The following is a 23,929-nucleotide window of genomic DNA, read 5'->3' as shown; positions in this document are numbered from 1 at the left end:
CAGCGTTCGGTCGGAAGCAATCGCAACGCGCCTAATGCGTCACTGCCTAGTAGATAAATTAACCTATGAAGAGATGGCCGCCTACACCCAAGCCGCGACCATGGACGAAGAGATGCTTTGGGCGAAATGGACAGGTGAGCGCGTACTACGGTGACGCGCCACCCTCGGGCCAGGCGCAGGCTCTCGGCCAGTAAAGGCTCCAGCCTGTCGCCGAGCCAGTTGCGCCATCGGTTCAAGGCGCGCTCGTGCGGCAACTCGTGCTGGGAAGAACTCTTCCCCGGTGAAGAACTGGAACTAGGGGCTCTCCACCTAGCGTTCGCACACCGCCTCATCGGAAAGGCGATAGTCGGGTAGCCTCAAATATCTGAACCAGCAAGCCGCGCTCGACCTCCGTGAGTTTGAACAATCCATTCAGTCTCGCGGCTTAGAACGTGGTGCGTTGGAGGTGTCGTTCGATGCGAGTGAAGTTGCGACATTTGGCGTCGAGCCTCTAGCAAGCGAAGTCTTGGAATATCTTGGGCTTCCAAAGGCTGCGGTAGACTGGTTGGCGCCAGCCGCCGCTCAGAAAGGGGCCGCCAACCTAGTTCAGCACGTTCAGAACTTTTCCGAAAACGGCTTTGGTCGTTCGCAAGGTGACTAAGGTCTCTTGGGCTGAGAGCTCCATGGCTTCTTTTTTCGTCGGATCTAACCGACCGGTCATTTTCCCATCGCGCGTCAGCTGGCAATAAATGACGTGCATTGCGCCGTCGTCGTCGTGCTCTCGATGGGCTTGGGTTTGTTCGCCTCCATTTGGGGTGGGCTATTATTCGCCTTGCGCGATCGGAAGAGTAGCTCCCGAAGTGGCGATGAAGCGTGTTTGGCCATATCTCGGCGTTTTACTTCTTGGGCTTCTAATTATAGCCGCAGTACCTTGGTTCTCCATCGGCTTTCTCTGACCGCGAGGTCGACGGGCAACGAATAGCGGGCGCCGATGACGCCGTTGGCCGCCGCCGGCCCTGCGATGCTCGGGAATAAGCGCGTCCAGGTAGGTCACGAATCATCCCCTGCACCGGGATGACGGTCTGCTAGTTTGAATGGGTCTGCAACGAGAGCCTTGAATCCTTTGGGATTGCCTGCTGTGCCTGGAAAAATACCCTGTTAGCCGGACAAATTCCCTGCAATCCGGGGTAGGGAATTTGCGCCGATACCCCCGTAGATGTCGCGATTCCGCGCTACGATCGGCGTCTCCGGGGTGCCAATCTTCGACAATTCCCTGAAAAATTCCCTGTTTGCAGGGAATTCGGCCGGAGACAGGTTCGAACGGCACTGAGTCGCCAGCCAGTTGATATTGCTCAGCTAAACCGCTTTGTTCTGCTGTTCATTCTGAACGGTTTTCTGCTGCTCATTCTGAACGTCTGTAGCCATTTCGTTCGCCAGCCTGTGCGCGTGCCGCTTGCGGGTTGCTGCCAGCACGCGCTTCTGGGTCCGCTTCGCGTAGCCGATGTAGCTCTGCTGCGTCCGGTGCGCCGACAGCGCACGGCCCTGTCCGTCGGTCAGCTCTGCCTCCTCCAGTTCGGTCATGCCACCGTGCCGGGGGTGCTTTCGGATCAGCTCCAGTGTGCTCCGGAAGTCGGCCGATAAGTCATTAGGTTCGAGCGTCTGCTGCAATTCCTCTGACCAATTCCGCAATCCTTCTTCGGCAGAGTCGCTATCGTTGAGTTCGACGGCAATTATGTACCGAGGAACGATGGTCTGGATAGCTAGGAGCAGCCGGATCCACCGCTCCCGATGTTCGGCCACTTCTTCGGCGACTATCCAGCATAGAGGCGATGCCAAGATCCGGCGCGCCTGGTCCAGCTCGGCTGCGTTTGGTGGGAAAAAAGCGCGTCCTTCACGGTCAAGTCTTGCTCGCCTCGATGCCGTCTGCATATGCGCAAGTCTCGAGCCTGTGGTGCGCCAACCAAGCCGGGCCGTGGACAAGCCGGAGGCCCACCCACACCGAAGGATCACTGGGATCCAGGTTTGATGGATTCGATGAGGATGGCATCGGAGGGCGCGGTGTTGCTCTTCGAGGTGTTCGTTGAGGAAGGACCTGAAATGCCTACAAGAAATGAGGCGTCAAGCAGTCGATACTCGTTGGGCAATGTGATGCCTTGGTCGTCTTGCTTAATTTCATCGAGAAGGCCTTTCGAGATGTCGTCGGATTGTCTGGTATTTGATGGCGTCGCGTAGCTTTGGTGTCCGCAACGCTGGCCATTGGGCGTCTTCGCAGATCGTGGCAAGCGGGTGCCGTTGGAGAATCGGGCCTGGAAAAAGCACAGACCAGCTTGCGAAATAATTCTCAGGCAAAACAGCAGGGCGTCCGGTTGGTATGTCCGCAACAAGGCCGCTCCTGCGGTTTCTCGGTCTCAGAAAAGCGCCACGGTGCCCGCAGGGGAGAGGAGAGCGGGATTCCGTGAAGCAAGCGCGGGAGACCTGTTATTTAGCCCTTATTCAGATACGATATTGTGCCGGCCAAATCGGTATCGTCGATTAGTTGGAAGCGGCTTTCGCTACCGGCTCGGCGAGCCGCGACGTAAGGGGCGTACGCGGGGTCAGCAACGAAGGCCTCCGCGTGCTTTGCCGATGGAAACGCCATAATTGCGATAAGGGAAGTTTCCAGAGGCGTACCCTCAAGTGTCTTCACATTGCCGCTGCGCGACAGATACTTGCCGCCGTGTTTATGCACGAGGTCGTGTACTGAAGTCGCGTATTCCGGCACCCATTTATCGTCCGTCACTTTGATATCTGCTATCAGAAATGCCTTCATGAGATGTCTATCCTGTTTGTATGTTAGCCGCCGCGGATGCGCGAAGGTCTGGCCTCGACTTGCCTGACGAACGCAGCGATTACCAGTTCAGGAACTGAATCAGGCCAATACAGAATCTGTATTGATGGTCGGGACTGGAGCAGGCACTGCATCAATCACGAGTCCGGCGCCGACGGTTGTGGCGAACATGGTCGCTTCCTATGGCGCCGCCACTCGCTATCTTGAAAAGCACGACTTTTATCCTCCGATCGTACGACGCGGTGCGATCGGTAGGCGTCCATGATTGCGGGCAGCTTACGGGGGTGAGCGATTCAGCCATTCCACAGGCAGCGGACCCCGTGAACCAACCCGGAGACCGGAATGCGTAAGTTTCTCATCATTGCCCTTGGCCTTACGAGCCTTGGGGCCTTCACCCATGTGCCGTCAGCCCTCGCTGAAACAAAGAGCTGTTCCGGTGATGCTAGCCGATGTTCTTCAAAATGCAAAGGCGGCATATGCGAAGCAAAATGTGAGGCCACCTTCAAGGCGTGCGTAGACAAAGCATATTCAGACAACCTCAAGAATCGGAACAAATATGGACGCGATGATAGTCCGTTCAAGCCAGGTCGCGGTACCAAGACTGGAGACAAGAGCAAGGGCGGCGTTGTCGCGGACGACCCGAACCGGGGCTGGAACGGCCAGTACACCAAGGTCGTCGTTACAGATGGGGCGGGCACCCATACCTACACGGTCAAGCAAGGCGTTCCGATCGAAAATGGACAGATGATCTTGGCGCCGAATGGGGCCAGTTATCACGTCTGGGATCCTGAATTGGCCAGACAGCTCAAGGCCGCAGGCGTCAATGCCGCATACGCCAATCCCGCAACCGCGAAAAACGAGTACGCCCTGGGGCGCGACAACGTCGTCCGCGACAGAGCGATCGCAGCGGGCCAGCCAGTCCCCCAACCGACCGGCCATCGCAACCGCGACGCATTGGGTAACGCCGCGCCGGTCGTCAACGATCATCGCCAAGGCAAGGCTGCTGCCCCTGCTCCCGGCAGTCCGCCGCCCGCTGCGCCCAGTGGAACGGTCAGCACGACCCCTCCACCCAGCAACGGGACACAGCCGGCCGTCCGCGATCATCGAAAGGCGTCGGGCGGCGGAGGCGTGACCGTGACCCAGACACAAAAAGCGGCGGGCGGTTCGGGTGCAGGGCCGTCCAGGAACGGCAGCACCGACCGCAAGCAGCAATAAATCGAAACAGTGTGAACTGGAACAGGATCGCAGCGTGAATTTTCGCGTGTCGTGCATTCGACGAGGCTGCCGTCTGGCGCGCATAATGGACGGCGGCCTCTTCGTCGGCCTCAGCTTGCAGCCACCGCAGCGCTGCAGCTCGACCTGTTGACGCGGCAAGAGTTCGTTGCGGTTTGGGATGGCCAGCTGATCCTGATGACCCGCCGCGCCGAATTGTCAGACATCACGCGCCGGTTCCCGAGCGCCGCCATTGCATTGGGGAATATTAGAAGAGGAGCTTTCAGTGAACGATGCAGCGGGCATTTCGCCCTCCGAGCTGGCGCGGGCATGCGCGGACTTCTTGTGGAGACAGGACGCCACGCTCCGAAGCCTTGGCCTGGAGCGGCTATCGATCGAGGCGGGCCAAGCCACCGTCGCGATGACTGTGCTGCCTGCGATGGTCAACGGCCTCGGGATCACCCATGGAGGCGCTATTTTCACGTTGGCCGATGTGACATTTTCGCTTGCCTCGAATACCTACAACGAACGGACCGTCTCCGCACACTGCCGCATTTCGTTTTTGCGACCGACCAGGCTCGGCGACCGTTTGGTGGCGACGGCGACCGAAATCGTACGTTCCGGACGATCCGGACTCTACGGTGTCAGAGTTACTTTGGAACATGCCATCATAGCGGAGTTCCGCGCTCATTCGCGGGTGATAGGTGGGGTCCTTCTGCCCGTCACTACAGGGCGGTAGAATACCGGCCCTTCAGTCTAACCTCCCGCGCTGGCGTCGGCGGTAACGCCGCCTTTGTGAAACACCACGTGAGGCCCGGCGTCGCGCAGAGCTTTTTTGTGTCCGAGTGGCTCAAAGCTGAAGTGCTTGTTCATCAAACTTATGTCATCCAGCATCGAAGGTCAGTATTCAGCGTAGATTTCGATGATGTTGTCCTCGGGGTCGCGAAAGAACATCGTGCGGTGGCGCCAGTCAGGCAGATCGGTTGGCCCCCATAGGATTGACACACCCTTGGCGACCAATTCCGCATGCAGGTTTCTACAGCCGGGGGCGGGACGCGAAAGGCAAGCTGGATCGCCGCTGATTCAGGCATTGACTTCCCAACGTCGCAGACGACCCACGATACGCGGGGCCGCAGCGTCAGTAGCGCGGCACCCACGCGAAAACTGACCCAATTCCCACGGTCAGTCTCAATTGGAAACTTCATGATGTCGCGGTAAAACGCGCGCGTTTCATCCATCTTGTTGCACAAGAGGATAGTATGGTCGAGGTTACGGATTTCACCCAGGCTCAATGCGATACTCCTCGGTTTGCCCAGCCTTTCTGACGTGAGATGATTCGATGCGGACTCGCGCCGCGTCTTTCGGCGAAACAGCGGTTCGGTTACCGCGACGTCGAGATGACGGTCGGGTACCCAAAGCCACCGCCCTATAACACAAGCGCATCGCGTCCGCGTCCACCGATCGCAGGATGCGGCCTGGGTCGTCGCGATCTATCCATAGGGGACCATGCCGACCAGAAGCGTCGCCGTCCCGAACGGAAAAACCTGCATGACCGAAGCGACTGACTTCGCAACAATCCGGTTCTCGACCGACGATCTGCCTGAGGAAGATCGCGTTTCGATGTGGCGCGAGCACTATGGATGTACCGTGCTCGGTGTCGAAATCGAACCGGCCGAAGACGCGCTGTTCCAGTCCTCCATTGTTTCGCGTCATTTGCCCGGATTGAATCTGGTGTCGGGAAATATGTCGGCCGCCCGCGTCAAGCGGACCCGCAAATTTGTCGCGGATGGCAACGACGACGTCGCGCTCCTTGTGAACTGCACGGGAGCGGCTGCCATCGCGGCCGGCGAACGCGAGGTGGTGCTTCGCGAGCGTGATGCCGTGCTGATCAGAAGCGACCAAGTGATCACATTCGACCGGTTTGTTTCCGGCCGATCTTCCTTGCTCCGGGTTCCGCGCTCGATCATCTCGCAGCTTGTCAGCGATATTGACGAGGTTTCGATGCGTCATATAACCCGAAAGACCGACGCCCTTAGGCTCTTGACAGGCTACGCGGCTACGCTGCTCGACGACAACGCGGTGGCGGCGACCGCGCTTCTGCATCTTGCAGTCAGTCATATCCACGACCTTGTTGCACTTGCGCTTGGAGCAACACGTGACCACGCCGGCGCGGCGCAGGATCGCGGAGTGCGTGCCGCCCGGCTAATTGCTGCCAAGACCTACATCATGCAGCAAAGCGGCCGTCGAGACCTTTCGGTTGGAGCTGTTGCCGCGGAACTCGGCGTGTCCGCGCGCTACCTGCAAATGCTTTTCGAGGTCGATGGCACGACGTTTTCCGCATTCCTGCTCAATCGGCGGCTCGTGCACGCTCATCGGATGCTCTGCGCACCGCGATCCCGCCGACGCCCGGTGAGCACCATTGCCTACGACGTCGGGTTTGGCGATCTGTCGTACTTCAACCGCAGCTTCCGAAATTTTTACGGCCTCACGCCACGAGACGTCAGGGAAGCTGCCGCCAATGAGCCGGATAATCCCTGAAAGATTCCTCGCATCGGCTTGGTCCCTCTCGTCGCTGGTGTGTGAAGGCGCCATCTAAAGCGTGATAAGTTTAGGTTGAAGGGGCCTCGACGTTTGGCTCACCTCTCCCCGCAAGGGCGGCCGCTTGCGGGGAGAGGTCGGATTGCCTCGGCGATGCCAACGGGTCGCGCGAATGCGCGCCTGATGACAGGCTCCGGATAGTCCGGCAATCCGGGTGAGGGGGACCATCCGCGAGCATGAATCTGTGGAGAGTCCTCCTCGCCCCGACCCTCTAAGAGCGAGCTTCGCTCGTCTCGACCCCGCAAGCGGGGCGAGGGAGAAGTAGTCCCGCCGCTTCAACCTCAACTCATCACGCTCTCGCTGAGCCAGCCTTCTGCTGCTGCTGCGGAGATCGTGCTTCTCCGCCGCCGATATGGCCGCGGAAGGCCGCGAGACGTTGTGCATGCCCGGTTCGATGCCGATCATTGCCTGGGCCTGTCGCCGATTTGCATCAGCGGCGGAGAAATTGTCCGTACTTCGTTCTGGCCCAATCCGTTTTCGTTTCTGTCCAAGTTTCATTCACGGCGATGTTTAGGGTTTGCGGATGCCAACTCTCGCAGGCGTGCGCCGTCGCGTCCGGCAGCGAATCGGTTTTCGAATTTGAAGCGAATGGAATGCAGATGACCCGAGCTACCCCAAACGATGCCGCATCTCAGGCGCGATCGAGCCAGCCAGCCGGCCTGCCGGCGACCGCGCTGGCGCTGGCGCTGTTGAGCGCGCCGTTCGCTGCGATCGGGCAGGCCGAGGCCTGCACCGTAGGTGGATCGCCGAGCGCGTCAGCCAGCGATTCGGTCGTCGATTGCTCCGGCGCGACCACCAATAGCGGGCCGGGCGGCATTGCCGGCTACGGCTCCGTGAACGACAATAATAACACCTACAATATCCAGTCGGGCGCGTCGGTGACGGGAGATAGTTTCGGGGTGGTCATCGGTACGGGGGCGACGTTTAATAGTTCCGGCACCATCACGGGCGCGGGTGCCGCTGGCATCACTGGGACTGATGCCACTATTACCAACACAATCAGCGGCATCATCACGGGCAACAACGGCATCACCCTTGGCGCTCTTAATCTCAACAACGCTGGTCAGGTATTGGGACCGGGTGCGAACGGCGGCGCCATCAGCGCCGGCGCCGCGAATGTGACGAATGCGAGCACCGGCACCATCTCTGGCGTATTATTTGGTATCAGGAGCACAAACGGCACCGTCACCCTCGACAATGCCGGCGCCATCTCGGGACAGGTCGGCATCGTTGGATCCACCGTCAGTGTGACCGCGAATACAGGCACCATCGATGGCTTAACTGGCATCCAGATCACAGGTAGCGGCACCAACATCATCAACAATGCCAGCACCATCTCGGGAAGCCCTGACGGCTCCGGCATTTTTGCGACGGGGACCAACGTCACCATCGATGCGTCCGGCAACACCGGCGGCATCTCGGGCGGGGCGTTCGGCATCCAAGCCAACAACACTATAACCGTCAGCAACGGCACCGGCACGATCTCGGGTACCGACCTAGACGGCAAGGGCATTTTCGGCAGCGCCGTCAACGTCACCGCCAACGCCGGCACCATTTCGGGCGGGGCGTTCGGCATCGCGGCCACGACCACTGCCGCGGTCGCCAACGCCGGCGCCATCTCGGGTGGACTGGTCGGCATCGGTGGATCCACCGTCAATGTGACCGCGAATACAGGCACCATTACCGGCTTAGGGATTGGCATCGAGATCAGCGGTAGCGGCACCAACATCATCAACAATGCCAACATTATCTCGGGAACTACCGGGATTGCTGCGACCGGGAGCAACGCGACCATCAATGCGTCCGGTAACATCGGCAACATCTCGGGCACGGCGTTCGGCATCCAAGCCGACCACAGTATAACTGTCAGCAACGGCACCGGCACCATCTCGGGTACCGACGCGATAACCGGCGTCGGCATTCAGGGCAATAATGTCAACGTCACCGCCAACGCCGGCACCATCTCCGGCGGCTTCGATGGCATCAATGCAACCGGCACCGCCACCGTGACCAACGGCGTTGCCGGCATCATCTCGGGGAAACAGGGTATCAATGCGACCACCGCCATCGTGGCCAATGCCGGTCACATCCTGGGGGGCGCAACCAGCGCCGCCATCATCGGCGGGACCCTCAATGTCACCAACGCCAGCACCGGCACCATCTCGGGAGGCGGGGAGGGCCTCTTCGGCGACGGCGTCACCGTCACTAACGCCGGCCTGATCTCCGGGGCCCTTGCCGTCCGTGGGACCAATTTTGTCACCCTCCGCGCCAACACCGGCACCATCGAGGGCGCGGCGACCGGCATCAGTGCCGGCATCGCCAACGTCACCAACAACAGCGGCGGCACGATCTCAGGCGGGGCGTTCGGCATCCTCGCCAACGGCACCGCGACCGTGAACAACGACGGCGGCACAATCAAGGGCACGATCGGCATTCAAGCCAGCGGTGCCGCCACCATCACCAACGCCGGTACCATCGCCAGTACTGCCGGCGCGGCGGGTACCGCGATCAAGCTGACCAGCGCCGCCGACACGCTGACCCTGAAGCTCGGCTCGCAGGTCGTCGGCAAGGTCGACATGGGTCTCAACACCGCCGACGTCATCAATGTCGAGGCCACCACCGGCTCTCCGGGGCGCGGCTTGTCGACCTTGACGCGCAGCGCGGCGGGTGTGGTCGAGGCGCTGAAGGCGCGGCTCGTCAATTTCGAAGGCGTCATCAACACGGTGCTGGTCTCGCTCGGAGCGGGCGGCCAGCCCAGCGTGACGGTCGGCGACGTCACCGCCTCGCTCGATCCCACCGCATTGGCGCAAGCCGATCGAACGCTGATGGAGTTCACCGGCGGCGTGTCGTCGATGGTGCAGGGCCGGCTCAACGGCGTGTCGCCGACCGGCGGCTCGAACCTGACGATGATGAGCTACGCCATGGAGGACTCTGTGCCGGCGGCGAAGGCCAATGCGCAGATCTTCAACAAGGCTCCGGCGGCGAGCTGGGGCGCGGCGCCGGTGACGGTCTGGAGCAGCGCCTTCGGCGGACAACGCACCCAGAACGAGACCGATGCGACGCTGCGTTCGACCGCGACCGCGTTTGGCGGCGCGATCGGCATCGACCGCAAGGTCCGGCCGGACTGGCTGCTCGGGGCGTTCATTGGCGGCGGCGCCGGACGGCTCTCAATCGATCTGAGCTCGCAGAAGGTCGACACCGAGTACGTGTTCGGCGGCGGCTACAGCCGGTTCGAATGGGCGAACCAGTTCCTCGATTTGACGCTGCAGGGCGGCAATGCCCGCAACAAGTCGAGCCGGCTGGTGCAGAACAACATTGCCGGAGGCATTGATACCGCGAGCGCCAGCTACAACGGCTGGTTCGTCAGCCCGGAAGTGGCCTATGGCTATCGCCTCGACGTCGGCAACGGCTATTTGCTGACGCCGACGGCGCGGCTGCGCTATGTCGCCGGCTTCTTCGACGGCTATAGCGAATCCGGCTCGGCGCAGACGCTCTCGGTCGGCCGGCGCACGTTGCAGGATATCGAGGAGCGGGCCGAACTCGACGTCTCCAGGACGACGAGCTTCTTCGGCGGCGACCACGTCTTGAAAACCAATGTCCATGGCGGCGTGATCGCGCTGCAGCGGGTCGGCGACACCACGGTGAGCACCGTGCTGATCGGGCAGAACCTCGCCTTCGCCACGCCGGGCAAAGCCAGCACGGTCGGCGCGGTGTTCGGCGCCGGCTTCGACTATCGCACCAACCAAAACGTCGCGGTGTTCGGCGCCGTCGAAGGCATCGCGATGTCCGACCAGAGCCGCACCGCCACCGCCAAGGGCGGCGTGCGGGTGACGTTCTGAGCGTTTCGCCGCCGCGCCGTCAGGCGGGGCAATCCGAAGCCGTCATTCCGGGGCGATGCAAAGCATCGAACTATGGTGCGCAATTGCGCACCTGAGAATCTCGAGATTCCCCGGTGTGCAATTGCACACCTGAGGTCTGGTCCTTCGGACCATCTACGTTGCGCAATTGCGCATCGGGGAATGACGAAGGCTGACGGAATGCGTATAGGGCCGCGCGACGTTTGCATGACCGCTCGATGCCGATCATGGCCGGGCCTGTCGCAAATTTGCATCAGCGGCACACCAATTGTCCGCATTTCGTTTTGGTCCAAGCCCTCTGCGCTTCCGTCCAAGTCGCAAATCCCCCTCGCGCATAAGACTAGCGGATATCGAATCTCGCTTGTGAGATTCATGTCGGGCGCTGCCACTCGCGTGGTCGCGTAATCAACGGAGAATTCAATGAAGCGGATTTTGGGCGGAATGGTTGTGGCGGTGGCGCTATCCGGTTCAAGCTTCGCCGCCGATCTCGGCGCGCGCACCTACGCCAAGGCGCCCGCGATGATGGCTCCCGCCGCCAACTGGTCCGGCTGGTATGCCGGTGTTAATGCAGGCTGGGTTGGTGGCGCAAACGAAGTCAGCACCAGCGGAGCGGTGTCTCCGGCCAATACGGCTGACCTGCCCAATGCAGCCGCCATGGCGGCTGGTGCAACAAGTTCGTCCCGGGGATCAAACAGCTTCATCGGCGGCGGTCAGTTTGGGTACAACTATCAATTCTCGCCGTTGTTTGTAGCGGGTTTCGAGGCGGACATTCAGGGCATATCCCGATCGCGCCGAAGCTCGTCCTCATCTGTGTTTCCGGGAGGTCCCGGCGTACCACCCGGGACTGGCTTCGCGACCAACATCGCCAATACGTCGGATCCGGCCTACCTTGGAACGTTTCGGGCTCGTCTCGGCGTTACCGTGAATCCGAACATTCTTTTATATGCGACCGGTGGCTTGGCGTACGGGGAAACAAAATCCGACACGGCCATCGCTCAATCCGGGATTAATGCCACTAACCCCAACCAACCGCCCTTCACCATCACTCCGGCATCAGGAGCGTTTTCTGGCATGCGCGTGGGATATGCCGTTGGTGCGGGTGGCGAGTGGATGTTCGCTCCCAACTGGAGCGCCAAGCTCGAGTATCTATACTATGATCTGGGCTCCGCGACCTATTCGACCGGAAGCCTTGTCAGCAGCAGTTTTGGGCCTACGGCCTTCTCAGGATTCGGTATTGGCGCTGTCGATACGTCGACCAAAGTGCGCTTCGACGACCACATCGTTCGCGTCGGTGTGAACTATCACTTCAATTGATCGCAAGGGCGACCGGCCGGCGCCGGTTCAGCGCTTCAACGCAAAGCCCGGCCTCGCGCCGGGCTTTTTGTGTTCGATGATTCTCGGTGTTGCAACACTCATCGACACAAGCTGCCGACCGTCTCATCGCTCCGCCTCGCATTAACCACGCATGGATCCAGCCGAGGCGTGCCGTCGCGTTCTCCTCCGTTCGGAGGGCGCGTCCCATATAGCGCGCCAGTATGGCTGGGCGCCTCTTCATCGACCCCGGTTTTTGCCAGCCACAAGCGGCTACCAGGGAAGCCCCATCCTCCGCTGTTGCGCGTCACTCGCGCCTTTGCGTCCGCTGCCGCGAGCATCGGGCAGAAGTCGTGATCTTGCAGGTGCAACCGATTTGTTCCCAATGCGTCATCCAGTCGTCAGCCGCTCTGTTAGGTGTCCCAGAGAATGCCTCGCTTTTTCTTCGATCTCATCTTCGATCAATATGTGGTTCTGGACCCCGGAGGAATGTTGTTCGAACACGCCACCAGCGCAGCGGCGGCCGCTGACGAAATGGCGCGGCATCTTGTGGTTTCGCGGCCCGAACTGCGGAACAGCGGCGGCTGGATACGGGTCAGGGATGAGCCGCAGAAATGAAGTCTGCCGATCCTCGGTCAATCCTGACGCAGCCGAAGACAGCACGTCATATGCACCAGCCAAACGGGCGAATACCAGAACGTGAATTCCAATCGGATTAGAAAATCGGTGCGCGACAGCCGTGGACGCGAGGCATGCGGACTTAGACGCGCGCATCCTCCGACCGTACGACGCGGCGCGATCCATATGGCGCTATGGTCGTGGGTGAACCTGGCAAAGACGAATCTTCGAAAAGAGGGCCTATGAATAGCCGTTTGAAAATGCCGCTTATCGCCATCTCGCTTGCTATCGCCGCGCTGTCCGCAACGCAGGCCTCGGCCCAGGTGCCGGCAGGGCTTGCCGTCCCGGACGCCATTGTAGTCGCGACGCTGCACGCCGAAGGCGCCCAGATCTACGATTGCAAACCTGGTGCCGATGGCAAGCCGGTCTGGCAGTTTCGCGAGCCTATCGCCGCGCTGGTACAGGACGGAAAAACCGTCGGACGCCACTACGCGGGACCGAATTGGGAGCATATGGATGGGAGCGCAATACGGGGAAAGGCTGCTGCCACCGCGCCGGGCGCGACGTCGAACGACATCGCCTGGCTCAAGCTTGACGTGACGGAACATCACGGCGAGGGCACCTTCGCTACCGTGACAACCGTCCAGCGTCTCAACACGCAGGGCGGAATGGCGCAGGGACCATGCGAGAAGGCGGGCAGCTACCGCAGCGTTGCCTATTCCGCGGACTATGTGTTCTTGCGCAAGAGAAGCTGAAAGCTCTGCTCTTCCCTGCAGCAATCTGGCTGGATTGCGCGCTTCGATCTAGAAAAAGCCGGCCGCAGCTGCCTGGCCGGGGAGGTCGGGGTCGAGGACCTGCCCTGGATGATTCGAGCTGCAGGCTGTTCCAGCTGAGCAGATGATTGCTCGATCTTCGAGTCGGGCGTCGGTGCCTGTGAAGCGGCGAAGGGCAGGCGGTTCGTCGGATCAGATCGATCTCGACTCTGGAGGGCGCCAGCGGCGCATGGTTGATCGTGGACACCGCCTGTCAGCCGGTGTGCCTGATCCGCGACCGGAGATGAGCGCCGCCCTTCGATCAATTTCCGATGATCCAGCCTCTACACGAGGCCTCCACGCTGCCCAGGTTCAGTTCCTGAACTAGTGGGGCGTGGCGAAGGCTGATAGTCCGCATTTCGCGAGCACGGGCCCGCCTGGAATCATTCACTGCCTTGTCGGCGCTTATCGCCGATCGGCGCTGAGCTGCATTTTCGCAGCCTCCAAACGGTAAGGACTCCTTATGAAAAAACATGCGACTGAACGGAAAGTCACGGCAATGATCCACGCTGCGGCACTTGGCGCGCTTGCGTTCCTGACCGTGGGTACGTCATCGGCTTTCGCTGGCACGCTGTCGTCCAGGGTTGATGTCGATGGCACGCCATCGGCGGTATGGGCTGCGATCGGTCCGTTTTGCGCGATCAAGGACTGGCTGCCACCCGTTGGCGCCTGCATCGAGGACGGCAAGTCGCCGCCGACCCGCACACTTGTGACCAAGGACGGCAAGTCGGCGTTCGTGGAGACCTAGACCGCTCGTAACGACGCAAAGTATCGTTATTCCTACAACTTCCGGGCGACGCCGTTGCCGGTCAGGCAATACGTGTCAACGATCAAAGTGGTGGCGAACGGTAAGGACACATCCACCGTGATCTGGAGCAGCACATACACCCCAGAGCCGGGGAAAGAAAAGGACGCGAGCGATGGTTTGCTCGCGATTTACGAAGCGGGTCTGACCTCCATCAAGGCCAGGCTCGCGAAGTAGGCCGGTGACCTCGCCGGCAGGCCCGCTTTCCTGACAAATCGCTTGCGCGTTAGCGGCTGGACGTGAGCCAAGCCTCCGGCACGTTGGCCGGCGAGATACCGATCCGACCTCCAACGAAGAAAGCCAAAAACTTCGTCCCACGCGCGGGCTTTTTGCCCCAGCGGCGCCTCTATCGGTAATGGGCGCGGTCCCGGGGGTGGATTGACGTTGCAAGTGCCGCGCTCGAGAAGTCGGCGACAGGTCGTTCGTTCTCGGAACAATCCAGACGCATGTCAGTCGAATGTTTGAAAAACAGGTGTCAGCCGCCAGGCCGATCTGGTCAAACTGGTTACTGGATTTTCGACGCCGCACGCAGTCTGATGTGAAAATCGCGCGCCGGCCTCAGCTAATCAGACCTTCATCCTGCGGCTCGCGTCCTCCGATCGCAGGACGCGCGCCTTTCAGCATCGCACTACGGTCCGTCGAATCTCGTTCCAAGCGAGGTCAGGAATCTTGGGCAGGCGGCATCGTGCAGTGAACGAGCGAGAGGACCAGTTGATGAAGATACCTGAATGCTTCGCAATAACGATCCGGATTCTTCCGATGCTCGTGGCTGCTATCACCCTGGCTGTAGTGACGGATGAGGCGTTTGCCGAAAGTGGTCGTCGGCCTGGCACGGGCATCGGCAACACCGAAACCACGTCCCCACCGGCTGCCGGCGGCACCGCCGGCATCGTCGCAAAACCCGCTCCTGGCGGTCCGATCGGCAAGCCTCTTCCTCCCATTCCCATTGACCCCGGAAAAGGTGACGGTCGTGTCGGCCATGACGGCAGGTCCGATCACAGACATAGCGGAAGGCACAGCTATTATAACCGCTGGCACAAACACAGGCACAAGCATAGCCGCTATGAAAGTCCTCCCATTATCGGAAAGGATCCGGGGGAGCTGTTCAAACGCGGCGTAGTCGGGCCGCGGCCCGGGGCTGGCGGCGGGACGACCAAGCCTGTTCCCATTCCGATCGCCCGATAATCTAGAATCCTTCGAGCACGGGATCGTCGCCCGCGATTCCGTGCCGGGTGCGCTAACTTCGCGGATCCCGGCGAGTTGATGCTTCGTGTTCGTTTCGCCGCCAGCATCCGCCGATCGAAAGACGCGAAGCTCTCGACGCGGCGACTAACTAATGTCGCGCCGCCCTTCAGAGGCATGGTCATAGCCATCAAGAGCACCCGAGATCATTCAGAACCTTGATCTTGCGATGGACGTCGCCAGGAAAGTCCGACAGTGTCGCTCTCGCAGTCGATGATCTTGGTGACCGCTGACTCTTGGTGGAACTGCCCAACTTTCCCATCGCCAAAATCAAGGTGGACACGGAATTTGTTGCCGGTTGCGCCGAAAGCCACCTGAAGCAGATCGTTCGCCGACAAAACGTGCCTCATCCAGCGGAGCGGAAGAGCTGCGGCAACATGCCGTTATTTGGAAGCGAAGGCCCAAGGCAATCGCGAATGATGGCGAACAATATGCGGGATAGCGAGGCCAACCGCGACGCCGCATGTCGGCTCGGAGCCGATAAGGAAGCCTCTCCCGCCAATTACTGCCCGACACCAGCACAGGTTCGATCGCAGTGGCTGGCACAGGTCTCATCGCCATCACAATCACCATCGGCGGGTCGTCACGGTGCCAATCATCGTTGTGCCGGTGCGATAGAAGCTCGTGAACCGGCTTACGTCGGGTTCTGCGAATGAGCGCTTGGGCATCGTCCTTCGCGACCATAGACCCATCGTCGAAACCCGAGCTTAAGCTCGGGCTTCGCTTTTCGGACCTGCTCAAGGAATGGTTCAAAGAAGCTCCGCGTTCGCGGCCAAAAACGTCAGGCCTGGAAGCATGATCCAGGCCTGACGTTTGCTTGCTAACTTTTTGCCAGCGAAAAATTGTCTGCACTCACTCAAATGAATCGCGGCTGAATGCTTTAACACCTGCAAGCCTTTGCCAACCGGATGGATGACAGAACGCCGATCACGTTCCGTCATTCGATCAGAGGATCAGTGGTGGAATGTTTTGGAAGCCGGGACCTGCGGCGTCGCAGCGCCAACTTCTATCGCTTGTGATCCTACAGATTCATCGCCGAAGCGCGAGCTTGAGCTCGGCTTCGACGAGACCGGAGATGCGTGACTTTTCAGTCGGTCGCCGTTCGAGAGCTGGCCCTTATTCCGTGACGACTTCGCCGGAGCCGCCCAGCTCGGCCGGAAAGTCCTTGAGCTTGGGGAGTCCGTCCCGCATGCGCAGCACCGTTTCGGCGTAATTGACGTGAACGCCGGGAGTGAAGGCAAGCGTCGGGATCGTGGCGGCGAACACGTCAACCAGTCCTAGGGTCGGATGGTTGGTCATCAGATGCCCGCCACACTTCTTGCAATACTGACGCTCGCTGAGTGGCGTCTTCTGGAACGTCGCAACGTGCTCGGCTCCTGACTTGACCTGCACCGCTTCCGGCTTCCACAGCGTGAAGGCATTGACGGGCCCGCCCGACCACGACCGACAAGAGTTGCAATGACAATAGCCCATGCCTTCCGGCGATCCGGTGACCTCAAGTTTAACCGCGCCGCAGAAGCAGCCTCCGACGTGACTCATGTTTCTTCCCTTTCGAAGTTGATCAAGTCACGCCAATTATCAAGGAAATTTGATAACATTCCAGTTCACGAACTGTACTTGCGCGTCATCGCAGACCGCAGAGGCGATGCGGTTGCAACCGAGGTTCAGTTTCATGCTGGCTGGTTGCATTCAGCTTGCGAGCTTTTGTTCTTTTGCAAACGGGCTAAGACCGAGCCAGCTCTGCATGGCCGAGGCAAGTTGCTGGTTTCCGGTCAGCAGCATGCGCTCGCTGCCAACAGCAGCGCGCACGGTATCAAGTCCCATCCAGATGGCCGTCATGGTGCGCAGATCGACGGATACATAGAGGTCGACGTCGAAGCCGGGATCGATCGAACAAAGATCGACACCGTCCTGGGGATCGACGAGCAGCCACCAGGAACGCTGCGCAGCCGAAAGCTCGGGATAGACGAACTGAATCACGCTGCGAGTTCGCGGCATAGGGGTCGTATTCAGATTTCGTCGCATGTCCCACATCAGAAGTTGGACGTCCAGATGCTGGAGCGACAAATCCGCTTCGATCCGGCGCTGACCCCAGATGCCGAATGCCTCGACGATCGGACCGAGCTCACGTCCGGACAATGTCAGATGATATTCGAAAATGCCGGCCTCGGACGTCGAGGCCGTGCGGGCGACGATACCGGCTACTTCAAGATCTTTGAGGCGTTGCGAGAGCAGGGCCGGCGACATCCGCGGCACGCCGCGGCGCAATTCGTTAAAGCGCGTTGAACCGGCCACGAGCTCGCGGAGCAAAACCACAGTCCAGCGCGTGCATAATATCTCCGCGGCCATCGCGACCGGGCAGAATTGCTTATAGCTGCCTATCGACATGCTTACCTCCGCCAAAACGACCAGGGAAGCCTACGGCTTAAATGTAAGCGCTTCCAGTTCAGTTTCTGTACCGGCCTCGATTCAATTCCTGAACTGGTTGCGCGCAACGCAGATTGGTAGTTGGCCGGGGCGGGCTTGGGCTCGCCCAAGAGCTGCACTCAGCTTGTCGTCGCTTGCGGCCGAGCCGCAGCTCCAGCTTCCAACCGATGAGGATTTCCTGTGAGAAAGCATACGATTAAACCGACCATGCCGACAATGATGCGTTCCGCGGCGCTTTGCGCAGTAGCGCATGTAGCTATCGGTGTCTTCCCCGCTTCCGCGGCCACGTTGATGCGCACCATCGACGTGAAAGCGTCGCCATCGGCTGTGTGGTCCATGATCGGTCCATTCTGCGCGATCAAGGACTGGTTGCCGCCCGTGGGAGCCTGCATTGAGGACGGCAAGACGCCGCCGACCCGAACCCTCGTGACCAAGGATGGCAAGGCGGCGTTCGTGGAAACGCAAATCGCACGGGATGATGCAGAGTACAGCTATTCCTACGCATTCATATCGAGTCCATTGCCGGTCACGAACTACACGTCGACGATCAAGGTTACGCCCAAGGGTGACGGCTTCTCCACCATTACCTGGACCGGCTCCTACACGCCGGACCAGGGCAAGGAAAAGGCTGCTAGCGAGGCGTTGAACGGCGTCTACGAAGCTGGTCTGGCCGAGATCAAAGCTAAACTGGCCAAATAAGCAGAAGGCCCTTTGTTCCGTTATTTTACCGGCGCGGCTCCGCCGGTGCGGCGCGGACTCCAAGTTCGACGCTCACCGGCGAGATGCTTCGGCTTCTTCCGTTTGCCTAACGTCTTTCGGCCGGTTTGAGAGGAGAGAAATATTGGCTCGTGCCGTTCAACAAACCGCAAAATCTCCACCGGCCTTTGGAGAGATGGGTGAATATCTTTCATCTGAAGTGACAAGATCCCTTTTGTTAGATGCTCAGCCTTCGTTCAGAGCCGACGCGCAATATTTCTCACCTTCGGAAACTCGCTTGGCGACCTTCGAACCACCACTCGGCGCGCGCAATTGCTGGAAGCCGTCGGCACTGGCGCTGGGTCGTTCGCCGCAAACTCGCTGGCATTCCGAAGTCGGAGTAGGCGCTTGGAGAGCGGCGCGCTGCTCGATCGGTGCGGCGAGATCCGCCGGGGTCTCGATGTCCGTGGTCCTGATGCCTTCCAAGGCAGCATCGCGCCCAGAAACCTTTGTCCGCGGCAATTAGCTGCCCTAACTCCATCGCTGCCAAGGTTGCAGCTGCGGAATAGCGGCTCCATGTTGAGAGGAGAGATAGTTTGAGTCGTGCCGTTCAACAGATCGCAAAATATCCACCGCCCTGCGGGGCAGGTCGACCAGACGCAGGGAGCGAGCGCCCACCCCTATATCAAAGAGCATCCCGTCTTATTGGGCATATCTACGATGCCTCCCTTGACCCTGCGATGTGGACTGTCGTTCTTGAAGAGATATCGGAATTTGTCGGCGGCCGGGCAGCTGCGCTTGTCTTCAAGGATAGCGGCAGTGCATTCGTGGAAGCTCGCTATCAGTTCGGTATCGATCCGAATCGCGTGCGGCTCTATTCGGAGACATATTCGAAGTTTGACCCCTTTGCGGCACTGGCGTTTGTTGGCGGCGGACAAATCGTGAGTCTTCCGGATCTCGTATGCTTTGAGGAATACTGCAAAGGGCGCTTCTACCAGGAATGGGCAGTCCCCCAAGGTTGGATCGACGTTGCGAGTGCCGTGCTGGACAAATCAGCGACTAGTTATGTTTTTCTCAGTGTTTTCCGGGGCATTGCGGACGGCATGGTCGATGATGAAATGCGCCGGCGTATGTCACTTGTTATTCCCCACGTCCGCCGTGCGGCGCTGATTGGAAAGGTGATCAGCCTCAAGCGCGAAGAAGCGCAGACGTTTGCAGATACGTTCGATGGACTCGGCGCCGGTATGTTTCTTGTCGATGGAAGAGGACAGATCATCCACGCCAACTCCGCAGGGAGCGCGATTCTTAGCGAAGGCAGCGTGCTGCGTTCAATGAATGGGCAACTCGTCGCAGGTGAGGCACAGATCAACAAAACGTTGCGCGATAAGTTCGCAATGGTCGATCAAGGCGACGCCGCGCTCGGTACCAAGGGGCTCGCGTTGCCATTGCGCGCGCCTGATGGAGAACGTTATGTCGTTCACGTGTTGCCGCTGGCCTCAGAGGCTCGTCTGCGTGCCGGCGTCGCCCATACGGCGATCGCTGCAGTGTTCGTCCGCAAGGCCATCCTGGAAACGCGATCGGCTCCGGAAGTCATAGGGCTTACCTATAAGTTGACGCCAACGGAGTTGCGCGTATTGCTTGCCGTCGTTGAAGTTGGCGGTGTTCCGGAAGTCGCCGCGGCGCTCGGCGTCGCGCAAACTACGATCAAGACGCATGTCAGCCGTTTGTTTGAAAAGACCGGAACCAGCCGTCAGGCCGATCTGGTCAAGCTGGTCGCCGGTTTTTCCACGCCGTTGGCAGATTGAAAAAGGGCACGCCAAGTATTTGTCGGCGTGCCCTTCAGAGATACTTGCTGCGTCAGTAAGGCCTGCACCTGTTCCTGCCGCCGTAGTTGAGGCACTGCATCCTGCGCGGTTTGCCTAGCCCTATGGACCGACCAGGCAGGCGATTAACGGTCTGGCCGGCGCTATCGCGGATAACGGGCCGCACAATATTGCCGCCTGGATGCCGAACGACGGTCGAGGTCAGTACGATGGCGGCCGTCGATGCTGAAGGGCCGCTCGGCGCGGCTGTCATCGCAAGCGCCGGATTGACGCTGGCAGCCGCTGCTGCTCCGCCTATGGCGATCATGCACGCAATTAGAACGTTTGGGATCTTGATCATAGTCCAGATGCTTTCCGTATGATGGTTTTGTTCCCCCAACCGTTCGACTAGCATCGGCAGAATGGGTGCGCGTCCGGCGATCGGGGGATCATGTCGTCTTGCTCGAGGATTATCCCCCGCGCCGTGAATCCGGATTATTCCATATGGTCAGAATTTCCAGATCATCGCGCCGCAAAATGTTTGGGTCTTGAAGCCAACATTGTAGGTGTCGCCAGGAACAACCGCGAAATCCCGGTTTCCATAGTCCGCATAGAGATATTCGAGACGACCGATCAGATTCGACGTGAATGCATGGTCGACACCGCCGCCGATAACCCAACCATTGAGGAGGCGGGAGATGGCGTACACCGCGTCACCGTCACGGAACTCAAAGTTTGCCAGTGCAAGGCCACCCGCGACGTACACCAGCGTTTTTGGGAGGATGGCGTAACCCACCCGTGCGCGAACGGACCCGGTCCAGTCAACCTTGTAGTGATTGGGTAGCTGAACGATCGGCGCGGGTGGGATTGTGGTTGGTGGGGGCGAGGGCGGGGTGACGGTGCCAGTACCCCGCAAATTGCTCACCCCGAAATCACCTTCCAGACCATAGACGAACGCACCGGCCTGCCAGTTTACACCGGCAAGCAGCCCCCCGACGGCTCCATCCATCCGCACCGCATTTTCGGTGACGACGCCATTGTCGGCGACGCGGGCGCGTCCCCAGTTATAACCAACATGGGCGCCAGCATACACACCTGACCAATTGTATAAGTGGTCTATGGCCGGTGCTTTACTGTGGACCGGATGGATCATATCCGTCGCCATTGCAGGCGCCGAAAGAACCGCCGCCAAGACCAATCCGTTCCAGATTTGCTTCATTGAAATCCTAACCTCTCTAGGTGCAGCGATCTCTCGCAGCAACAAAGACACACGAACGAGATCTGAGTGCCTGCGTCTTCTGCGATGACTAATATGATCTTGGTTCCCATGGCCGATGAGCGGGGGAGCGACGGGGTCGGGTAGTGCCACCGGCGGAGCCGCCAAATCCGGCATTGGCCTCACCGCCGACGCCTTTGCCCGTACCACCATTAATGTTGAAGGGCTTTCCCGCGGCAGTGCTGATGGGGCGTGTACCGGTGCTAGCTCGGGCGAATGCTCCGTCCATAGCCGCCACGAACGCGAACCCTGCCACGAGCGTCGTCACGATCGAAATTGGTTTCATGTGGTCCTCATCAGTTTTTCCTGCTTTGTCCCCTCATCTGGTTCTAGCGACAGCGAGGCCAGAGCTGAGCCAGATCATGGCGACAAACATATGCCTGCCGCGTCATTCGATCGGAGGATGAGGCGCTGCTAATCCACGGCAAGCGCAGTGTAGTAAGCAAGCAGCAGGGCCAACCCACTATCGCATGGCGCGGCGCTACTTGGGGCCGCCGCATCCTCTGATCGAGGGACGCGAGGCCGCAAATGCAAGGCTACGATCCCCAATCTTATTCGACACCATGACTCTCGTTCTTTGGAAGGCCGTACTCTGGAAGCTCAAGGGAAAATTGCTCCTCGCAGCCGGGCATCAAGATGTCATGCTTTTCTGTTCCGCGTGAGCTTCATGGGTGGCCGCCACTTGTGCTTGGGAATCTAGCCTCGGTATTGGGAGCGGTTTTGAGTTGAGTTGAAACCTCAGCGACGAATCCTCGTCGCGTAGCTTCACTTTAGAAACGAGGACATTTATGGACCTGCTATCTAAAATAAACTTTGCGATCGAGAAGCATCCTGAAATGGCGTTAGTTTTATGTTGTACGATGACTCTCCTCGTTGCTGGAGTGTTCATGGCAATCGACCTGCACTCCGGCAGCGGATTGACTTTTTCCGGCCCACCGCCGCGGGGCTAATGCCAAGATGGTTGCGAGCACGAGGACGAAGCGCTGCGCAAGCTTTTTTTGCGAGTTAAAAAGTGCCTCAGGCAGGCTCCCATGCGGGTTGATGAGCCCTGGTTCGCTCTGAGCGGCCACACACAATCTATGCAGCGAGCGTCTCATTGAAACGCAAGCTCAAGACGCATGAGTCACATTGGAGGCGGCGCCGTTAAACTTGAGGTCACTGGATCGCCCGAGGCCGTGGGCTACTGTCATTGCAGTACTTGTCGGTTGTGGTCAGACGGCCCGTCAACGCCTTCAGCCTATGGAAGCCGGAGGCGGTACAGATCAAGTCAGGAGAAATCCTGAACGTTGCCGAGCCTGAGGAAATCGTACCGCATGGTGCGATCGTTTTCGTTCGGCGCCTGTCACCCGACTTGTCACATCTCTCGAGAGCTTCGATGCTGATCCTCAACTGACGCAGTCGTGGTGCATTCGCGTTCGAATCGTCAGAGATCTCGAACTTTGAGGTGTTCGATTTTGCTCGCGAAGGGACAAGACCGGACAAAACGCGGTGAAGCCGCGTCTAGGAAACAAGCGGAACTAACGATCGGCCAAAGCGCGCCTCACTGATGCCGGCGGGCAGCCGGGAGAGCGGCTAGTTTGCGACCGACGCCGACTTCGGAAATGGCACCAGCACTACCGACATAGAGACATGGCCAATTTCTCCGTGCAAATCCAGCAATGTACCGCTTCCGATTCCGAGCCCGCTGGCGGGTTGCCAGCGGCTCTGTGCGCGGATCCCCACCCACTCGCCTGCCGGCCGCCTGAGGAGCTGGACCGTCAGGTTTGGATTGGGATCCGCGACGACATTCTGGAACGGCCGCGCGATGCCATGGGTCCAGTCCGCAGGTCCGAGCACGGACGACAGTGGGCCGGCGCCATCGATGATCTGGTGTTTGAGCCGAAACCAAGCGATGCCATCGCCTGCGCGCGCCTCCATGGCGTCCATGAACCATGGCCGGCCGCGGGCAGCCTGCACGTGACGCGCCGGGAACCGAGTTGGGTCGAAGCTGTCACCCCCTCCGTCCACAAATCCCGGCACCTCGATTGCGCGTTCGCGCGACAGCGTTACCCGCACGGTGGCGCAAGGATCCTCTTCGCCGTCAGGCCACAGCGTATTGTCGACGACGCTGACGCGGCCGCCCTCGCTCACAACGGCAAGCCGCGTTCGCAACTTCGCGATAGGCGTCGGGCGCAGGAACCACGCCGTCGCGGAGACGGCGCTCCCCCACTTTCGCGGTCCGGCGATCGCTTCGATTTCCGCCGTCAGCAGGCTGGCGACGGCGCCACCCTGCAATCCTGCGAATGGTCCTGCGGCCAGCGGCGAAGGCTGCCAGTGATGAGGGACGCCTAGCGGCTCGAAGATAGTCAAGCGGGATTTCCAAGAGTGAGAATATTGAGTGCCAGCGCAATTTGAATGATAACAATCCTCATAGCAAAAGGGATTAGATCACTTGAGATGAAAAATGTTCACCCGTCAGTATCATCGG

At 59.8% G+C, this 23,929-nt stretch carries 21 protein-coding genes and 5 pseudogenes; 15 read left to right on the top strand and 11 right to left on the bottom strand.

The window, feature by feature from the left end; all coding sequences use genetic code 11:
* Nucleotides 1-113 precede the first annotated feature (113 nt).
* Nucleotides 114-294 (bottom strand): annotated as a pseudogene (locus V1294_RS31055) (IS5/IS1182 family transposase); the annotation flags it as partial.
* Between the two features lie 406 nt (nucleotides 295-700).
* On the opposite strand from V1294_RS31055, the pseudogene V1294_RS31050 reads away from it, so the two are divergent.
* Nucleotides 701-935 (top strand): annotated as a pseudogene (locus V1294_RS31050) (TRAP transporter large permease subunit); the annotation flags it as partial.
* A 400-nt stretch (nucleotides 936-1,335) separates the two neighbouring features.
* Here the strand turns inward: V1294_RS31050 and V1294_RS31045 are convergent.
* The 3 genes from V1294_RS31045 to V1294_RS31035 all read right to left on the bottom strand — a co-directional run bounded on the left by V1294_RS31045 (nucleotide 1,336) and on the right by V1294_RS31035 (nucleotide 2,788).
* Nucleotides 1,336-1,908 (bottom strand): hypothetical protein, encoded by a 573-nt coding sequence (locus V1294_RS31045; RefSeq protein WP_334502545.1) that lies wholly within the window; start codon nucleotides 1,906-1,908, stop codon nucleotides 1,336-1,338.
* Nucleotides 1,909-1,985: 77 nt separating this feature from the next.
* On the bottom strand, nucleotides 1,986-2,363 hold the full coding sequence (locus tag V1294_RS31040; RefSeq protein ID WP_334478372.1) for a hypothetical protein: 378 nt from the start codon (nucleotides 2,361-2,363) through the stop codon (nucleotides 1,986-1,988).
* A gap of 98 nt (nucleotides 2,364-2,461) precedes the next feature.
* A complete protein-coding gene (locus tag V1294_RS31035; protein WP_334478374.1) occupies nucleotides 2,462-2,788 on the bottom strand; it encodes a DUF1330 domain-containing protein in 327 nt (108 codons plus the stop codon).
* A gap of 360 nt (nucleotides 2,789-3,148) precedes the next feature.
* Here V1294_RS31035 and V1294_RS31030 point away from each other — a divergent pair, with 360 nt between their 5' ends.
* Nucleotides 3,149-4,021: a hypothetical protein gene (locus tag V1294_RS31030; protein ID WP_334502543.1), complete on the top strand. Its 873-nt coding sequence runs from the start codon at nucleotides 3,149-3,151 to the stop codon at nucleotides 4,019-4,021.
* Between the two features lie 283 nt (nucleotides 4,022-4,304).
* Nucleotides 4,305-4,757 (top strand): hydroxyphenylacetyl-CoA thioesterase PaaI, encoded by a 453-nt coding sequence (gene paaI, locus V1294_RS31025; protein WP_334502541.1) that lies wholly within the window; start codon nucleotides 4,305-4,307, stop codon nucleotides 4,755-4,757.
* A gap of 139 nt (nucleotides 4,758-4,896) precedes the next feature.
* Here the strand turns inward: paaI and V1294_RS38145 are convergent, their stop codons facing one another.
* Nucleotides 4,897-5,268 (bottom strand): hypothetical protein, encoded by a 372-nt coding sequence (locus V1294_RS38145; RefSeq protein ID WP_442895469.1) that lies wholly within the window; start codon nucleotides 5,266-5,268, stop codon nucleotides 4,897-4,899.
* Between the two features lie 370 nt (nucleotides 5,269-5,638).
* Between V1294_RS38145 and V1294_RS31020 the strand changes: the two genes are divergently transcribed.
* The 8 genes and pseudogenes from V1294_RS31020 to V1294_RS38130 all read left to right on the top strand — a co-directional run.
* Nucleotides 5,639-6,556: a helix-turn-helix transcriptional regulator gene (locus tag V1294_RS31020; RefSeq protein WP_334502539.1), complete on the top strand. Its 918-nt coding sequence runs from the start codon at nucleotides 5,639-5,641 to the stop codon at nucleotides 6,554-6,556.
* A gap of 659 nt (nucleotides 6,557-7,215) precedes the next feature.
* Complete coding sequence (locus V1294_RS31015) at nucleotides 7,216-10,455, top strand: autotransporter outer membrane beta-barrel domain-containing protein (protein WP_334502537.1); 3,240 nt, start codon at nucleotides 7,216-7,218, stop codon at nucleotides 10,453-10,455.
* A gap of 438 nt (nucleotides 10,456-10,893) precedes the next feature.
* Nucleotides 10,894-11,787 carry an outer membrane protein gene (locus V1294_RS31010; RefSeq protein ID WP_334502535.1) on the top strand — a complete coding sequence of 298 codons (894 nt, stop codon included), beginning with the start codon at nucleotides 10,894-10,896 and terminating at the stop codon, nucleotides 11,785-11,787.
* A 426-nt stretch (nucleotides 11,788-12,213) separates the two neighbouring features.
* Nucleotides 12,214-12,402 (top strand): DUF6894 family protein, encoded by a 189-nt coding sequence (locus tag V1294_RS31005; RefSeq protein WP_334502533.1) that lies wholly within the window; start codon nucleotides 12,214-12,216, stop codon nucleotides 12,400-12,402.
* Between the two features lie 260 nt (nucleotides 12,403-12,662).
* Nucleotides 12,663-13,157 (top strand): DUF3455 domain-containing protein, encoded by a 495-nt coding sequence (locus tag V1294_RS31000; RefSeq protein ID WP_334502532.1) that lies wholly within the window; start codon nucleotides 12,663-12,665, stop codon nucleotides 13,155-13,157.
* A 556-nt stretch (nucleotides 13,158-13,713) separates the two neighbouring features.
* A complete protein-coding gene (locus tag V1294_RS38140; RefSeq protein ID WP_442895394.1) occupies nucleotides 13,714-13,962 on the top strand; it encodes an SRPBCC family protein in 249 nt (82 codons plus the stop codon).
* Between the two features lie 18 nt (nucleotides 13,963-13,980).
* Nucleotides 13,981-14,196, top strand: a pseudogene (locus V1294_RS38135) (SRPBCC family protein); the annotation flags it as partial.
* Between the two features lie 256 nt (nucleotides 14,197-14,452).
* Nucleotides 14,453-14,556: pseudogene (locus tag V1294_RS38130) on the top strand (helix-turn-helix transcriptional regulator); the annotation flags it as partial.
* A gap of 123 nt (nucleotides 14,557-14,679) precedes the next feature.
* On the opposite strand, the gene V1294_RS30990 reads toward V1294_RS38130, so the two are convergent.
* Nucleotides 14,680-15,000, bottom strand: coding sequence for a hypothetical protein (locus V1294_RS30990; RefSeq protein ID WP_334502531.1), 321 nt, complete (start codon nucleotides 14,998-15,000; stop codon nucleotides 14,680-14,682).
* Between the two features lie 497 nt (nucleotides 15,001-15,497).
* Here V1294_RS30990 and V1294_RS30985 point away from each other — a divergent pair, with 497 nt between their 5' ends.
* Nucleotides 15,498-15,917, top strand: a complete 420-nt coding sequence (locus tag V1294_RS30985; protein WP_334502530.1) for a hypothetical protein — start codon at nucleotides 15,498-15,500, stop codon at nucleotides 15,915-15,917.
* A gap of 460 nt (nucleotides 15,918-16,377) precedes the next feature.
* Here V1294_RS30985 and V1294_RS30980 read toward each other — a convergent pair whose 3' ends face one another.
* Both V1294_RS30980 and V1294_RS30975 read right to left on the bottom strand, forming a co-directional pair.
* Nucleotides 16,378-16,800 carry a GFA family protein gene (locus V1294_RS30980; RefSeq protein WP_334502527.1) on the bottom strand — a complete coding sequence of 141 codons (423 nt, stop codon included), beginning with the start codon at nucleotides 16,798-16,800 and terminating at the stop codon, nucleotides 16,378-16,380.
* Between the two features lie 150 nt (nucleotides 16,801-16,950).
* Nucleotides 16,951-17,649 carry a winged helix-turn-helix transcriptional regulator gene (locus V1294_RS30975; protein WP_334502525.1) on the bottom strand — a complete coding sequence of 233 codons (699 nt, stop codon included), beginning with the start codon at nucleotides 17,647-17,649 and terminating at the stop codon, nucleotides 16,951-16,953.
* Between the two features lie 330 nt (nucleotides 17,650-17,979).
* Between V1294_RS30975 and V1294_RS30970 the strand changes: the two genes are divergently transcribed.
* The gene (locus tag V1294_RS30970; RefSeq protein WP_334502522.1) at nucleotides 17,980-18,387 is read left to right on the top strand and encodes an SRPBCC family protein; all 408 of its coding nucleotides are present in this window, start codon (nucleotides 17,980-17,982) and stop codon (nucleotides 18,385-18,387) included.
* A gap of 243 nt (nucleotides 18,388-18,630) precedes the next feature.
* Here V1294_RS30970 and V1294_RS30965 read toward each other — a convergent pair whose 3' ends face one another.
* Nucleotides 18,631-18,870, bottom strand: coding sequence for a hypothetical protein (locus V1294_RS30965; RefSeq protein ID WP_334502520.1), 240 nt, complete (start codon nucleotides 18,868-18,870; stop codon nucleotides 18,631-18,633).
* 254 nt (nucleotides 18,871-19,124) lie between these two features.
* On the opposite strand from V1294_RS30965, the gene V1294_RS30960 reads away from it, so the two are divergent.
* The gene (locus V1294_RS30960) at nucleotides 19,125-20,189 is read left to right on the top strand and encodes a helix-turn-helix transcriptional regulator (protein ID WP_334502517.1); all 1,065 of its coding nucleotides are present in this window, start codon (nucleotides 19,125-19,127) and stop codon (nucleotides 20,187-20,189) included.
* Nucleotides 20,190-20,694: 505 nt separating this feature from the next.
* Here V1294_RS30960 and V1294_RS30955 read toward each other — a convergent pair.
* The gene (locus V1294_RS30955; protein WP_334502515.1) at nucleotides 20,695-21,405 is read right to left on the bottom strand and encodes an outer membrane protein; all 711 of its coding nucleotides are present in this window, start codon (nucleotides 21,403-21,405) and stop codon (nucleotides 20,695-20,697) included.
* Nucleotides 21,406-22,580: 1,175 nt separating this feature from the next.
* Between V1294_RS30955 and V1294_RS30950 the strand changes: the two are divergent.
* Nucleotides 22,581-22,735 (top strand): annotated as a pseudogene (locus tag V1294_RS30950) (GFA family protein); the annotation flags it as partial.
* 299 nt (nucleotides 22,736-23,034) lie between these two features.
* Here V1294_RS30950 and V1294_RS30945 read toward each other — a convergent pair.
* Nucleotides 23,035-23,811: an acyl-CoA thioesterase domain-containing protein gene (locus V1294_RS30945; protein WP_334502513.1), complete on the bottom strand. Its 777-nt coding sequence runs from the start codon at nucleotides 23,809-23,811 to the stop codon at nucleotides 23,035-23,037.
* Between the last annotated feature and the right edge of the window lie 118 nt (nucleotides 23,812-23,929).

It is taken from the genome of Bradyrhizobium sp. AZCC 1678, assembly GCF_036924765.1.
GTDB lineage: Bacteria > Pseudomonadota > Alphaproteobacteria > Rhizobiales > Xanthobacteraceae > Bradyrhizobium > Bradyrhizobium algeriense.
This window is presented reverse-complemented; position numbering and strand designations above follow the sequence as displayed.

Excerpts from the sequence above, each read along its gene's own strand:
- V1294_RS31030 (WP_334502543.1), top strand. The coding sequence starts at position 3,149 with ATGCGTAAGTTTCTCATCATTGCCCTTGGCCTTACGAGCCTTGGGGCC.
- V1294_RS31010 (WP_334502535.1), top strand. The coding sequence starts at position 10,894 with ATGAAGCGGATTTTGGGCGGAATGGTTGTGGCGGTGGCGCTATCCGGT.
- V1294_RS31045 (WP_334502545.1), bottom strand. The coding sequence starts at position 1,908 with ATGCAGACGGCATCGAGGCGAGCAAGACTTGACCGTGAAGGACGCGCT.
- V1294_RS31000 (WP_334502532.1), top strand. The coding sequence starts at position 12,663 with ATGCCGCTTATCGCCATCTCGCTTGCTATCGCCGCGCTGTCCGCAACG.
- V1294_RS30980 (WP_334502527.1), bottom strand. The coding sequence starts at position 16,800 with ATGAGTCACGTCGGAGGCTGCTTCTGCGGCGCGGTTAAACTTGAGGTC.
- V1294_RS30975 (WP_334502525.1), bottom strand. The coding sequence starts at position 17,649 with ATGTCGATAGGCAGCTATAAGCAATTCTGCCCGGTCGCGATGGCCGCG.
- V1294_RS30990 (WP_334502531.1), bottom strand. The coding sequence starts at position 15,000 with ATGGCCGACACGACCGTCACCTTTTCCGGGGTCAATGGGAATGGGAGG.
- V1294_RS31020 (WP_334502539.1), top strand. The coding sequence starts at position 5,639 with ATGTGGCGCGAGCACTATGGATGTACCGTGCTCGGTGTCGAAATCGAA.
- V1294_RS30960 (WP_334502517.1), top strand. The coding sequence starts at position 19,125 with ATGTGGACTGTCGTTCTTGAAGAGATATCGGAATTTGTCGGCGGCCGG.
- V1294_RS30970 (WP_334502522.1), top strand. The coding sequence starts at position 17,980 with ATGCGCACCATCGACGTGAAAGCGTCGCCATCGGCTGTGTGGTCCATG.
- V1294_RS31035 (WP_334478374.1), bottom strand. The coding sequence starts at position 2,788 with ATGAAGGCATTTCTGATAGCAGATATCAAAGTGACGGACGATAAATGG.
- V1294_RS30955 (WP_334502515.1), bottom strand. The coding sequence starts at position 21,405 with ATGAAGCAAATCTGGAACGGATTGGTCTTGGCGGCGGTTCTTTCGGCG.
- V1294_RS38140 (WP_442895394.1), top strand. The coding sequence starts at position 13,714 with ATGATCCACGCTGCGGCACTTGGCGCGCTTGCGTTCCTGACCGTGGGT.
- V1294_RS31005 (WP_334502533.1), top strand. The coding sequence starts at position 12,214 with ATGCCTCGCTTTTTCTTCGATCTCATCTTCGATCAATATGTGGTTCTG.
- V1294_RS31015 (WP_334502537.1), top strand. The coding sequence starts at position 7,216 with ATGACCCGAGCTACCCCAAACGATGCCGCATCTCAGGCGCGATCGAGC.